The sequence below is a fragment of the Brevundimonas sp. LjRoot202 genome (genome assembly GCF_964253355.1).
Classification (GTDB): Bacteria; Pseudomonadota; Alphaproteobacteria; order Caulobacterales; family Caulobacteraceae; genus Brevundimonas.
Window position 1 is genome coordinate 323,953 of the sequence record NZ_CAXUQW020000002.1, and the last position, 13,879, is coordinate 337,831.

Annotated in this window: 8 protein-coding genes; 3 read left to right on the plus strand and 5 right to left on the minus strand. The window is 68.8% G+C overall.

Annotated elements, in window-relative coordinates:
• Positions 1-56 precede the first annotated feature (56 nt).
• A complete protein-coding gene (locus ACSQ1L_RS06545; RefSeq protein ID WP_435993158.1) occupies positions 57-2,147 on the minus strand; it encodes a S8 family peptidase in 2,091 nt (696 codons plus the stop codon).
• A gap of 392 nt (positions 2,148-2,539) precedes the next feature.
• On the opposite strand from ACSQ1L_RS06545, the gene ACSQ1L_RS06550 reads away from it, so the two are divergent.
• On the plus strand, positions 2,540-4,051 hold the full coding sequence (locus ACSQ1L_RS06550) for a tryptophan halogenase family protein (protein ID WP_435993160.1): 1,512 nt from the start codon (positions 2,540-2,542) through the stop codon (positions 4,049-4,051).
• Positions 4,052-4,066: 15 nt separating this feature from the next.
• Here ACSQ1L_RS06550 and ACSQ1L_RS06555 read toward each other — a convergent pair whose 3' ends face one another.
• The 3 genes from ACSQ1L_RS06555 to ACSQ1L_RS06565 form a co-directional block, all read right to left on the minus strand.
• The gene (locus ACSQ1L_RS06555) at positions 4,067-4,693 is read right to left on the minus strand and encodes a hypothetical protein (protein WP_435993162.1); all 627 of its coding nucleotides are present in this window, start codon (positions 4,691-4,693) and stop codon (positions 4,067-4,069) included.
• Positions 4,694-4,797: 104 nt separating this feature from the next.
• Entirely contained in the window at positions 4,798-6,087 is a 1,290-nt protein-coding gene (locus ACSQ1L_RS06560; protein ID WP_435993164.1) for a sugar MFS transporter, read from the minus strand.
• A 191-nt stretch (positions 6,088-6,278) separates the two neighbouring features.
• Entirely contained in the window at positions 6,279-9,053 is a 2,775-nt protein-coding gene (locus ACSQ1L_RS06565) for a TonB-dependent receptor (protein ID WP_435993166.1), read from the minus strand.
• A gap of 292 nt (positions 9,054-9,345) precedes the next feature.
• Here ACSQ1L_RS06565 and ACSQ1L_RS06570 point away from each other — a divergent pair, with 292 nt between their 5' ends.
• Both ACSQ1L_RS06570 and ACSQ1L_RS06575 read left to right on the plus strand, forming a co-directional pair.
• On the plus strand, positions 9,346-11,160 hold the full coding sequence (locus tag ACSQ1L_RS06570) for an alpha-amylase family glycosyl hydrolase (RefSeq protein WP_435993168.1): 1,815 nt from the start codon (positions 9,346-9,348) through the stop codon (positions 11,158-11,160).
• Positions 11,161-11,162: 2 nt separating this feature from the next.
• The gene (locus ACSQ1L_RS06575; RefSeq protein ID WP_435993170.1) at positions 11,163-12,794 is read left to right on the plus strand and encodes an alpha-amylase family glycosyl hydrolase; all 1,632 of its coding nucleotides are present in this window, start codon (positions 11,163-11,165) and stop codon (positions 12,792-12,794) included.
• Positions 12,795-12,796: 2 nt separating this feature from the next.
• Here the strand turns inward: ACSQ1L_RS06575 and ACSQ1L_RS06580 are convergent, their stop codons facing one another.
• Positions 12,797-13,810: a LacI family DNA-binding transcriptional regulator gene (locus tag ACSQ1L_RS06580; protein WP_435993172.1), complete on the minus strand. Its 1,014-nt coding sequence runs from the start codon at positions 13,808-13,810 to the stop codon at positions 12,797-12,799.
• Positions 13,811-13,879: the final 69 nt, after the last annotated feature.

Here is a 13,879-nt window from a genome sequence, read left to right on the forward strand (position 1 = left end):
GCGGTCGGTCTAGACGCTGGCGCGGGTGAGCGCCAGCGACGGACGGCGGTCCACCCCTAGAAGGTCGTCCGCCATTGACCCATGAGCCCGAGGGCCGGGGCCGCCGTTCGCACATGGCGATCGTCGCGCGTCACGACGGCGCGAAGGTCCAGGTACGATCCGTTCGGCAGTTCATGAAGACTGCCCAGCGCCAGATCGATCTGGCGTCCCGTCGGAGTCGCCGAGAAGCGGCGTTCCGAGAAGGTCAGCGGATCGAAATACTCCAGCGGCGCGTCGGCCAGCCAGGCGCTGAACTCACCACTCTCCACCCGCAGGGGCTGCGAGATCGACCAGGTCAGGGACCGGCAGCCGAAGCCCAACTGTTCACAGGCGGAGGTCAGGCCCAGTCGCCAGCTGGAGCTCACCGCCTGCTCGGACAGGCTCAGGAACTGCCCTGCGAGATCGGTCCGCGCCCAGCCCATCTCCGCGTCCAGCCACAGGCCGGAGCCGAGGCCGAACCGGCCCGAAACGCCGGCGAATGTGCTGTCGCTCGGCATCTCGAACCCGGAGCCGAGGGGCGCATAGGAACCCAGCGGGCCCATCCGTTCCTCAAGGCTCCCCCCCGCAAACGTCAGCTGCGCCGTGGGCGAGGCATCCCATTTCATGGCGAAACGGCTGTATCGCGACACGTCCTCCTCGGCGGACTGGAACGGCATGGCGCGGTCGCCGGCGCCGGCGTCGGCCGTGAAGGTCAGGGCGCCGATCCGGGCCGCCCCGAGCCAGGCGCGATCCACTTGCGCCAGCGAAGCGAAACCGTCGCCGGCCCCCAATTCGAAAGGCGACCGGGCGCCGTTCCGGCCCTGCCACACCGCCACCGCGCCGTGATCCGTGGAGAACTGGACCATGACGTCCTCGCGCCGCCGCTCATCAAGCCACGGCGTCAGGGCGTTGGAGAGCGCCGCGGGATCGTGGGCGCTGTCATCGACGGCCGCGCTGCTGGTCAGCGACAGCTGGCCGCCGATCGGGGCGTCGAGGGTCAGGGTCGCCTGCTGACGCTCCAGCTGCGGCATCCGGCTCCGGTCTCCGCGCGGGGCCTGGCCATACGCGGCCGCGAGGTCGACCCGGAACAGGCGGTCGTACGAGTCGTGTCCCACCGTCTGCAGCCCGGGCGTGTTGCGGAAGGCGTCGCCGAACGCCGCCCCGGAATAGGAGAATCTCTGGGTGGTGACCGACACGGTGGCGCCGGACGCCATCGGAACGCTCGTCGAACCGACCGGCTGGAAGGCCTGGGCGATATCGAGCAGCCCACGGCCGTACACCGCGTCCGTGCCCGCAGCGCCCGCTTCCCGCGCCGTCGTCAGCAATATTTCGACGGCTTCCCTGCCGGTCAGGTTCGGGAAGGCGTCGAGCAGGAGCGCCAGCGCTCCGGCGACGGCCGGCGCCGAGAAGGAGGTGCCGTTGATCCGCCAGCAGCTCGTGCCGTCGCATCCGGTGATGACGTCCTCGCCCGCGGCGCTGAGGTAGCTGGCCGCGGATACGCCCGCCCGGTTCGAGAAGGCGGCGAGGACATTGCTCGCATTGTGCGCGCCCACCACGATGATGCTGCCGGCGAACCTGGGATCGGTGGCGTAGCGCCCCGGCCATTCCGGGTTGCCTCCGGTCGCCTCCTCGCCGGCGTTCCCCGCCGCGATGGTGAAGACGATGCCGGCTCTGACGGCGCGCTCGAGGGCCGCCTCGAACTGGGCCCCGAGGGAGGTTTCGCCGCCCAGCGACATGTTCACGATCGGCAGGTCGTGGGCGATGGCGTAGTCGATCGCCCGGATCAGGTCCGCTGTGTGGAAGCAGACATCGTCATCTGCATCCTCGCAGTCGCTGCGGTCCGACCGGATCGACACGATGGTCGACTGATAGGCTGTGCCGATCGTGCCGAACCCGTTGAAGTTCGACGCGATGATCCCCGAAACCAGGGTCCCGTGAGCGGGTTGTCCGCCGGCGCCGGGCGTACCCGTGGGCGTGTTGCGGCCGATGATCACGTCCGTCGACAGGGACGTCGAGATGCGGCCCGTGAGGTCCGCCTGGGTGAAGTCGATCCCTGAGTCGATCACCCCGATGTTGATCCCGGCGCCCGTCGCCCCGGCGTTCCATGCGGTGATCGCACCCGAATTCACCACCCCATAGTTGCGCTGATACTCCGCCGAACTCGCGGAAGGCGGAGGCGACGGGGGTGGCGGCGGCGGCGGAGGGGGCGGCGGAGGCGGAGGGGGTGGAGGGGGCGGAGGAGGAGGCGGAATTGGCGTGACCACACCGCCGCCGCCACCGCCGCCACCGCCGCCGCAAGCGGCCAATGGCGTCGCCAGCGCGGCGAGCAGCAGCAGTCCTGAGATCGACCCCGCCCGACGAGTACGCACCAATCTTCACCTCGAAACACGCCCCGAACCCGACCCTAGGGCCGAGCCGACAGAACGCGCAATCATTTTGCCGCGATCAACTCACGGTATAGGCTGCGGAGCCATCACGCCCCCCGTTCCGCTCGGCGGTGGCCAGCACCCCGGAAGCCGTCTTGCCAGAGCCTATACGCAGCATCCTGATCGTCGGCGGCGGCACCGCGGGCTGGATGGCGGCGGCGGCGCTGCAACGGACCCTCGGTCCGCACGTCGCCGTGACGCTGGTGGAATCCGGGGAGATCGCCCCCGTGGGGGTCGGCGAGGCCACGGTGCCGCCCATCCGCGACTTCAACCTCATGATCGGCCTCGACGAAGCCGAGTTCATGCGCGAAACCAAGGCTACGCTGAAGGCCGCCATCGTATTCCAGGATTGGGGACGGATCGGCGCCCGCTACACCCATCCATTCGGCACATTCGGTCCCGGGCCGACGCTGGGCGACTTCCAGCAAACCTTCTTCGCCCTCCAGTCGACCGGAAAGGCCGGGCCGCTAGGCGATTATTCGATCTGCTGGCGGGCGGCCGAGGCCGGCAAGGTCGGGCCACGCGACTCCGATCCCCGGTCGCCCCGAAACGGCCTGTTCACCGCCTATCATTTCGACGCCGGCCTTTACGCCCGATACCTGCGCGAGATCTGCGAACGCCGCGGAGTCCGGCGTGTCGAGGGCAAGATCGTCGAGGTCTCGCAACGGCCGGAGGATGGCTTCATCGACGGCGTGGTCCTCGACGACGGCAGGAGCCTGTCGGCGGACCTCTACATCGACTGCAGCGGCTTCCGGGGCCTGCTGATCGAGGAGACCCTCAAGGCGGGCTATGATGACTGGTCCCACTGGCTGCCCGTCGACCGCGCCGTCGCCGTTCCCTGCGCCAAGGTCGGCCAGGCCACGCCCTACACCCTGTCCACCGCGCGCGAAGCCGGTTGGCAGTGGCGGATCAATCTGCAGCACCGCACCGGCAACGGCTACGTCTACTGCTCGGACTACATCAGCGACGACGCGGCGCGCGAGACGTTGCTGGCCCATCTGGACGGGGAACCGTTGGCGGACCCGCGCACGCTCCGTTTCGTGACCGGGCGGCGCAAGACCTTCTGGGACCGCAATGTCGTCAGTCTCGGCCTGTCCAGCGGCTTTATCGAGCCCCTGGAATCGACCAGCATCCACCTGGTCCACGCGGGTCTCGTCCGGCTGCTGCAGCACTTCCCGGATCGCGAATTCAGCCCCGTCAACATCGCCGCCTACAACCGCCGGCTGGGGCGCGAGGTCGAGCTGATCCGCGACTTCGTCATCCTGCACTATCACGCGTCGCAACGGGACGATTCGCCGTTCTGGCGGCGGGTGGCGGCCATGCCGATCCCCGACGCCCTGGCCGAGCGGGTCGAGGCCTTCCGGGATCGCGCCTTGCTCTACCAGGTCGGCGCCGACGAGTATTTCAGCCAGGCCTCGTGGCTGGCGGTGATGTACGGCCAGGGCATCCAGCCCCGGACGTTCAACCCGCTGTACGCCTATCAGGACCAGGAACGGTCCGCCGCCCGTCTACGTGACATTTCCGATGTCCTCGCCCACGTCGTCGAAGACCTGCCCGAACACGAGGCTTACCTGAAGGCCAACAACATGTGGTCCGGCGACGCCTAGGCGGACATCAGCCGATCACGCTCCGGAAGCCGGTTCCGCCGCGACGGGGGCCGGAACGACCACGACCACGGGCGACGGCGACTCCACGGGAACGACGGGAACAGCGGGCGTTTCGCGCCAGACCGCCGCGGGGTTCAGCGCCGCCGTCGCCTCGAGGAAAGTCCCCGGTTTCATTGACGGTTCGGGGGCCGTCCGCAGCCCCACCACCCGGGCCAGATCGGCGATGAAGGTGATGCAGTTGCGCCGCCTCAGATCGTAGACCGAGCCCTCCGGACTGTTCCACCACTCCGCCCGCGCCCTGAGCGCATGCCAAGTGGCGTCATCGACGGTCAGCTCGAGGAACGGCTGGCCCTCGTTGACATAGCGGGCGTCGGGCTCCTCCACCACGCCGCCGCCGCGCATGAACAGCAGATGCGGCCCCGGGCTCTTCGCCGTAAAGCCCGCCGACCAGTCGACCGGCTCGCCCGTGGCGTCCTCGGTCCCCTCGGCGTGCACATAGGCGTGGGGGAACAACAGATAGCCGTCCCGCACCCGCGCGCCGGGGTGGGCGTAGAAGGTCACCGTCACCTCGGCCCAGGCCTGGCCGGCGATCAGCGCCAGCAGCAGGGCGGAGGCTAGGGTGCGAAACAGGCTGCGGGTCATGCGGTCTCCGGACATGGGCTCCACTGTGGAGTGGTCCGCCCTGAACGTGCAAGGGCCGCCGGAGGATGCCCCCGGCGGCCCTCGACCTCGTTGCAGCGACGCTGTCAGTGCGAGGCGGGCTTGGCCACCACGTCGGCGTCCCTCACCCGCGTCCGCGCGGCGGCGAGGGCGAAGACGGTCAGCAGCAGATAGCCGACCAGCGGCACGTAGAAGACCGGATTGAAGGTCGCCGACGCGTCGGCGATCTGCCCGCCCAGATACGGCAGCACCGCGCCGCCGACGATGGCGGTGCACAGCAGTCCCGAGGTGGCCGAGGCCGGCGCGCCCGAGCGCTCCAGCGTCAGGGTGAAGATCGTCGGGAACATGATCGAGTTGAAGAAGCCCACCGCGATCGCGGCGTAGGCCGCGGTCTCGCCGGACGTCTGCGTCACGACCAGGCACAGCGTCGCCGCGACGACGGTGTTGACCGTCAGCAGCACGCCCGCGCGAACCTTGGTCAGCAACAGGGCGCCGATGAAGCGACCCACCATGGCGCCGCCCCAGTAGAGGCTGACCATGCGGCCGGCGTCGGCTTCCGGGATATTCAGGATGGGCGTGCTGGCGAGGAAGTTGGTCAGGATGCCGCCGATGGTCACTTCCGAGCCGACGTAGATGAAGATGGCCAGGGCGCCGAACAGGGCCCAGGGCGAGCTGAAGGCCTTGAAGGGCGACGACACGCCGCCTTCCTCCTCGGCTCCCGCGGCGGCGGCGTTGATCTTCTTCCGGGCGGTGAAGATGAAGAAGGCGACGACGGCGAAGAAGGCCCCCAGCGCCAGGAAGGCGAAGTCGATGCTGCGCAGCGATTCGTCCCGCGTCGCCGCGGTGACGACGGCGCCGGCCGCGAACACGCCCCCGGTCAGCAGGACGGTCGAGCCGAGGTACGGACCGACGGTGGTGCCCAGCGAGTTGAAGAACTGCGAGAAGTTCAGGCGGGCGTGCGAGCTCTTCTTGGAGCCCAGCGCGGCGACCAGCGGGTTCGCGGCCACCTGCAGCAGGGTCACCCCCGAAGCGATGACGAACAGGGCGATCAGAACGCCGGGGTACCAGTCCATGATCGTCGCCACCGGCACGATCAGGCAGCCCAGCACCATCACGGCCAGCGCCGAGATGATCGAGCGGCTGTAGCCCAGCTTGCCCAGCACGGCCGCGGCCGGCACCGAGACGACGGCGTAGGCGATGAACCAGGCCGAGGCGGTCAGCATGGCCTCGGCGGTGCTGAGGTCGAACACCTTGCGGACCGCCGCGATCAGCGGGTCGATCAGCGAGGTGGCGAAGCCCCAGGCGAAGAACAGGGTGGTCACATAGGCGAAGGCCAGGGTCGTGCCCTGCCGCGCCGGCGCTTTCGTATCGGTCATTTCTCTCCCCGGGGTAGCCGTGCGTCTGTCGCGCGCGGCGCTCGCGTAAACGGTTTCACCGTCAAACGGCCGCGTCCAGCCGTTTTACCGGGACCGTAACCAAAAGTGGCCGGATCCGGCGAGGGCGCCGGACACGAAAAGGCCGCCCCGGTCTCCCGGGACGGCCCAGTCTCGCTGATCGGTTGGGCCGATCAGTAGCGGTAGTTGATCCCGACCGAGAAGGTCCGGCCGTAGCTCTGGTAGTCGATGGTCCGGCGCTCGTCGCCGTTCTCGAAGGTCTTGAACGGCTCGTCCGTCAGGTTGTTGGCCTGCGCCAGGATCGACAGGCCCTCGAGCGGGCCCGACTGGAACTCGTAGCCGATCTGCGCGTCGACGACGTTCTCGGCGGCGACCGAACGCAGGGTGCGGCCGTTGCCGAAGCCGGCGACCTCGCCCAGGAAGTCCGAGCGATACCGGTTGGACACGCGGGCCTGGAAGCCGTTGTTCTCATAGTAGAACGTGCCGTTGACGACCGTTTCCGACAGGCCCGGCAGGGGCGTGGGGTCCTGGGTCGGATCGGGCTGGATCTCGCTGTCCGTCGCCGAGGCGCTGAATATGACGCCAAAGCCTTCCAGCGCCGGATGGAAGATGTCGAGCGGCGTCGAGACCGCGAACTCGACACCCTTGATCCAGCCGCCCTCGCCGTTGTCCGGGGAGGACGACAGGCCCGAGTTGATCACGGGGACCACGCCGCCGGTCGGATATCCGGTGAAGTCGACGATCTGGTTGTGGGTGTAAACGAAGCTCTCGAGGTGCTTGTAGAAGCCGGCCAGCGAGACATAGCCGCGGCGATCCGCGAAGTATTTCTCGAGCGACAGGTCCACCACGTCGGCGATGTAGGGCTGCAGTTCCGGATTGCCGCTCGAGGCGCTCCACGGCGAGTTGAGGTCCGGCTGGGCCGAGGGAATGTTGTTGGCCACGTTGAACGAGTAGTTCCGCGAGGCGCGCATGTCGTCCATGCGCGGGCGGGCCAGGGTGCGGGCCAGCGCGAAGCGCACGAAGGTGTCCTCGCGGACCTCGAGGATGAAGTTCGAGCTGGGCAGGATCTCGGTGTATTCATCGCCGCCCGACACCGCCACCGTCTCCGAGACGCCCGGAGCGACCTGGCGGGCCGAGAAGCCTTCCGAACTCTGCTCGGTGTGGACCACCTGGACGCCGACGTTGCCGGTCAGCGGCAGGCCGAACAGCGTATGGTCGATGTTGGCCATGGCATAGGTGGTCGAGACCTTCTCGGTCACTTCCCAGTTGCCCGCGATGACATCGGCGTTGGGGTTGCGGACCAGGTCCAGCGCGCCGCTGTTGACCAGGCCGAGGGCGTCATAGCTGAGCACCTGCGAGATGCCGAGGTAGCCCAGGTCGGTCGGCGCCAGGAGCAGCTCGCTGGGAACGACGAGGTCGCCGCCGCCCGGGACGCCCAGGTAGAACTGGTCGTTGATGAAGGCCTTCTGGCGTTCCGAATGGTTGAAGCCGAAGCTCAGCGACTTGAACGGAGACTCATGGATGGCACGCGTCGCGGTCAGGCGCACCGCCTTGATCTCGTCGGTGACGGTCGGGGTGTTCATGTAGCCGACCTGGCCGCCCGGGATCACGTCGCCGCCCCAGCCCTGCGGGCTGGTGATGACGATCAGGCTGGGATCGGCGTAGTCCAGCTGGCTGGTGAAGCGGGTGACGCCGTCATCGGTCAGTTCGAAGCCCAGGGTGTCCAGCGCGCCGTCGATGTTGCGGCCGGTGCCGGCGTTGGTCTCCAGGATGATGTCGTGGCGCTCGACCTCCGAATAGTTGAGGTCCAGGCCCAGGGTCCAGTCGTCGTTGGCGAAGAACTCGGTGTTCCAGCCGATGGCGGTGAGCGTGCTTTCGCGCTTGTTCAGGTCGTTGCGGACCACGCCCTTGATGTTGTCCCAGGTGCCGGCGACGATCAGGCCGTCGTCCACCACGTAACCGGGACGCAGGCTCGGCCCGGGACGACAGACGTCCGGGGTTCCCGGGCAGGCGCCGGACGAACCGCCCCAGGCCAGCGGGAACTCGATGCCGCGCAGCACCTGGGTGTTGTCGAACTCGGAATAGAAGGCGTCCAGCGTGGTGTGGAAGCGATCGTTGGGGCGCCATTCCAGCACGCCCATGTAGCCGTCGCGCTCCAGCTCCGACGACATGACGTAGGGCTTGACGCCGCCGGTCAGCAGGTTGCCGTCCGAATAGGTCGGATAGCCCCAGGCGTTGAACCGCTCGGACTGGTAGGGCGAGCTCATGTGGGCGTAGCCCAGGGCGAGGCCGACGGTGTCGTCCATGAACTGGTCGATATAGGAAACGGTGTAGCGGTCGCCGCTGTCGGTCGTGCCCGAGTTCAGCGCGCCCAGTTCGTTCCACTCATGACGGTAGTTCAGCGCCACGGTCTGGCGGCCGTAGTCCAGCGGCCGGACGGTGCGCAGGTCGACGGTGCCGGCCAGACCCTGGCCGATCAGGGTCGCGTCAGGGGTCTTGTACACGACCACGCTGCCCAGCAGTTCCGAGGGGAACTGGTCGAACTCGACGCCGCGGTTGTCGCCGGTGGTGACGAGTTCGCGGCCGTTCAGCAGGGCGGTGGTGAAGTCCGGGCCCAGGCCGCGGATCGAGATCAGCTGGCTGCGCCCGTCCAGGCGCTGCGAGGTCACGCCCGGCAGGCGGGCCAGCGACTCGGCGATGGAGACGTCCGGCAGCTTGCCGATGTCCTCGGCCGAGATGACCTCGACGATCGAAGTGTTGTTGGCCTTGGCGGCGATCGACGCCTCGACCGAGGCGCGGATGCCGGTGACGATCACCTCCTCGACCTGGGTCACTTCCTCCTGCGGGACGTCCTGGGCGGACGCGGTTCCGACGAAGGCGAGGGCGGCGACGGCGCCGAGGGCGGCGCCCCCGAGCAGGCGGGTACGACGAGTGATTTGGGTTCGCATCTCATTCTCCCTAAGGCCGTCGCATTTCTGTCGAAGCGTCCGGTGTTACCGCAAAGTAATGCAAACTTATGGAAAGGATGCAAGCGCCCTGTGGGCCGACGCCGTCCCGACGTGGCGAAAATGTGACGGGCCGCCTTGGCTGTTTTGCACCGCACAAGGGCTTTTTGCCTTACGACGCCGCAATTTGGCCCGCACACCTGAGCCGGTTGACAGACGCCCTCTACACTGCAAAATATTGCAAACTGACCTGACGGGCCACGCCGTCCGCAGGCGATCCGAAGGGACGGAGACGATGACGGAACGCTCGAAGCGGCTGAATCGCACCTGCGTGGCGGCCCTGTGCGTCGCCTTCGCCGCCCTCTCGGCCGCGCCGGCGCTGGCGGGGCCGAATCTGCAGGACACGGGCGTGCGCGACCGTCCCGCCGAGGACGAGGTGATCTACTTTCTGCTGCCGGACCGGTTCGCCAACGGCGACCCCGCCAACGACCGCGGCGGGCTCGACGGCGACCGGCTGCAGACCGGGTACGACCCGACCGACCCCGGCTTCTACCACGGCGGCGACCTGCGCGGCCTGACCGGGCGGCTCGACTACCTGCAGGGACTCGGCGTCACCGCCCTGTGGATCGCGCCGCCGTTCGTCAACAAGCCGGTGCAGGGCCCGCCCGGGCATGAGAGCGCCGCATACCACGGCTACTGGATCACCGACTTCACCCGCATCGATCCCCACTTCGGGACCAACGACGACTTCCGCGCCCTGGTCGACGCGGCCCACGCGCGCGGCATCAAGGTCTATCTCGACATCGTCATCAACCACACCGCCGACGTCATCCGCTACCGCGAATGCCCGGACAACAACTGCGACTACCGCTGGAAGGGCGACTATCCCTACCAGCGCCGCGGCGGCCTCGCCGGCGAGCCGATCAACGCCGGCTTCAGCGGCGAGCCGGGCAGCGACTTCGGGAGCCTCATCCGCCCCGACTATGCGTACACGCCCTACAATCCGGCGGGCGAGGAGACGGTCAAGGTTCCCGCCTGGCTCAACGACGTCGGCCTCTATCACAACCGGGGCAACAGCGCCTGGTACAGCGAAGCCCGCATGGACGGCGACTTTTCGGGCCTCGACGACCTGTTCACCGAACACCCGCGCGTGGTGCAGGGCTTCATCGACATCTACGGCGGCTGGATCGACGACTACGGCGTCGACGGCTTCCGCATCGACACCGCCCGCCACGTCAACCCGGAGTTCTGGCAGGCCTTCGTCCCCGCCATCCTCGAGCGCGCCCGCGCCAAGGGCATCCCGAACTTCCACATCTTCGGCGAGACCTACGACTTCCAGAGCGGCACGGCGGCGATGCACACCGTCGTCGACGGCCTGCCGACGGTGCTCGACTTCGCCTACCAGCGCACGGTGCAGGACATGGTCACCGGCGTCCGCCATCCGGACGCCATGGGCTATCTGCTGATGGAGGACGCCATCTACGCCGGCGGCGTCGAGACGGCGCGCAAGCTGCCGACCTTCACCGGCAACCACGACATGGGCCGCATCGGCCACCTGATCCTCAAGGCGATGCCCGACATCTCCGACGCGGAACTGCTCGACCGCTCGGCCCTGGCCCACGCCATGGTCCTGCTCGGCCGGGGCGTGCCGGTGATCTACTACGGCGACGAGCAGGGCTTCACCGGCGACGGCGACGACCGCCGCTCGCGCCAGGACATGTTCGAGACCCGCACCGCCTCCTACGCCGACGACCGCCGCATCGGGCAGGCGGCCGGGCCGTTCGACACCGGCGCCGACATGTACCGCCGCATCGCCGAAATGACCCGCGTCCGCGCCGCCGACGCCCGGCTGCGCCACGGCCGCGTCGCGGTCCGCATCGCCGATCAGGAACCGGGCATCCTGGCCATCTCCCGCCTCGATGACGGCGGCGAGACCCTGGTGGTGTTCAACACCGCCACCGAGGCGCGCGCCGTCAACATCCCGGTCGAGACCACCTCGTCCGACTGGCGCGCCCTGCTCGGCCAGTGCCCCGCCCGCGCCGCCGCCCCCGGCGCCGTCTCCGTTTCCGTGCCCGCCCTGGGCTATCTCGTTTGCGTATCCGAAGGTTGAGCTTGACCGTCCAGTTTCTCGAGTCCCCGCAGGCCGGAGCCGACGCCGCCGAATGGTGGCGCGGCGCGGTCGTCTATCAGGTCTATCCGCGCAGCTTCGCCGATACGAACGGCGACGGCGTCGGCGACCTGAAGGGCATCACCGACCACCTCGACCATATCGCCTCGCTCGGTGTCGACGCCGTCTGGCTGTCGCCCTTCTTCACCTCGCCGATGAAGGATTTCGGCTACGACGTGGCCGATTATTGCGACGTCGATCCGATCTTCGGCACGCTGGCCGACTTCGACGCCCTGATCGCCAAGGCTCACCGGCTGGGCCTGCGCATCATCACCGATCTGGTCTTCGCCCACACCTCGGACCAGCACGCCTGGTTCCGCGAGAGCCGCCAGTCCCGAACCAATCCGAAGGCCGACTGGTACGTCTGGGCCGACGCCAAGGCGGACGGCTCGCCGCCCTCGAACTGGCAGTCGGTGTTCGGCGGTCCGGCGTGGACGTGGGATGCGCGGCGCGGCCAGTACTACATGCACAACTTCCTGCCCGAGCAGCCGCAGCTGAACCTGCATCTGCCGGCGGTGCAGGACGCCCTGCTGGACGCCGCCCGCTTCTGGCTCGACCGCGGCGTCGACGGCTTCCGCTTCGACGCCATCAACTTCTCCATGCACGACCCCCTGCTGCGGGACAATCCGCCCCTCCCCCCGGGCGGCAAGCGGACCCGGCCGTTCGACTTCCAGGACAAGGTCCACAACCAGTCCCAGCCGCAGATCGCCGACTTCCTGAAGCGCGTCCGCGCCCTGACCGACAGCTACGGCGGCCGCTTCACCGTGGCCGAAGTCGGCGGCGACCACGCCGAACGCGAGATGCAGGCCTTCACCGCCGGCGACGACCATCTGAACAGCGCCTACGGCTTCCTCTACCTCTACGCCCCCGCCCTGAACGACCAGCTGGTGCGCGAGGGGGCCGAGGCCTGGCATGGCCGCGACGGCCAGGGCTGGCCCTCGTGGACCTTCTCGAACCACGACGCCCCGCGCGCCATTTCGCGCTGGGCCGGCGGGCGCGATCTCAAGGCCTTCGCCGAGATGGCCATGCTGCTGTTGATGTGCCTGCGCGGGAACGTGTTCATCTATCAGGGCGAGGAATTGGCCCTGCCCCAGGCCGAGGTGCCGTTCGACCGGCTGGTCGATCCCGAGGCCATCGCCAACTGGCCCCAGACACTCGGCCGCGACGGGGCCCGGACGCCGATGCCTTGGACGGCCGACCAGCCTCACGCGGGCTTCTCGACCGCCGAGCCGTGGCTGCCCGTCGACGCCCGCCATGTCGCCCTCGCCGTGGACCGGCAGGAGGCCGATCCGTCGTCCATGCTCAACGTCACCCGGCGGCTGGTCGCCCTGCGCAAGGCCCATCCGGCCCTGATCCGCGGCGACATGCGCCTCGTGGACGCCGCCCCCGGCCTGCTGTGCTTCGAGCGCGAACTGGCGGGCGATCGCCTGATGTGCGTGTTCAACCTGGGTGAGCGGACGGTGGACTGGGCCGCGCCGGCCGGCTGGCGCCTGCTCGAGACGGTCAACGCCCCGACCGGGTCCGGCGGCGCCTTGCCGCCGATGGCCGGGATGGTCCTCGCCGGCGCCGCCGGATGACCTCAGCCGCCGCAGCTCTCGCGCACGATCAGGTCGGTCGGAATCCGTTCCGACCGGCCGACCGAGTCGCCGGGGTTGTCGAGCAGCTTGGAGACCAGCAGCCGTCCGGCCTTCATGGTGTCCTGGGCGATGGTGGTCAGGGCCGGGCGCGCATAGCGGCTGAACGGCACATTGTCGAAGCCGATCACCGAGACGTCCTCGGGCACCCGCAGCCCCGCGTGCAACAGGGCCCGCACGGCGCCCAGCGCGATCTGGTCCGAGGCGCACACCACCCCGTCGAAGCTGACGCCCCGGCGGATCAGGCTGTCGACCGAGGCCTCGGCCGACTCGACCTCGAAATGGGCTTCCATGATCAGGTCCGGATCGACCGGCAGCCCCGCCTTGCCGAGCGCGTCGAGATAGCCCCGGTGGCGCTGCATGGCCTCGGGCGGATCGAGGTCGCCGAGGAAGACGATGCGCTTGCGGCCCAGCCGGGCCAGATGCAGCGTCGCACGCCGCCCGCCCGCCAGGTTGTCCGACCCGACCGAGCAGTAGGCCTGATCCGGCATCTCCGCGCCCCAGACCACGAACCGGCCCTCGGTCTCGGCCAGCCGGTTCAGGCTCTGGTGCAGGAACGACTGTCCCAGGAAGATCACGCCGTCGGCGCGGCTGGTGTTCATCGCCGCCGACAGGTCGTCGTAGCTGGTCGGCGCGAAATGGCTCATGATCACGTCGCAGCCGCGCTCACGCGCCGCCTCGCCGACGCCGGCCAGAAGTTCGAGGAAGAAGGGGTCGCTGAGCCGGCCCTCGCGGCCCTGCGGCCGCGGCGTCACCAGGGCGATGACGCCGTCGGCGCCGATCGGCCCGGCCGGCATGTAGCGGCGGAAGGGATAGTCGTGCTCGCGCGCCAGCTTCCAGATCAGTTGCTTGGTCCGGGCGTTGACCGCCGGACTGTCGTTCAGCGCCCGCGAAGCCGTGGAGATCGACACGCCCGCCAGCTTGGCCAGATCTTCCAGGCGGGTGTTGCGACGGCTCACGTTTGGTTTCCTGCTAATGGCATGGCTGCAAAATTTGCTGCAAACCTTGCTTGTTCTGCGCCGCACCGG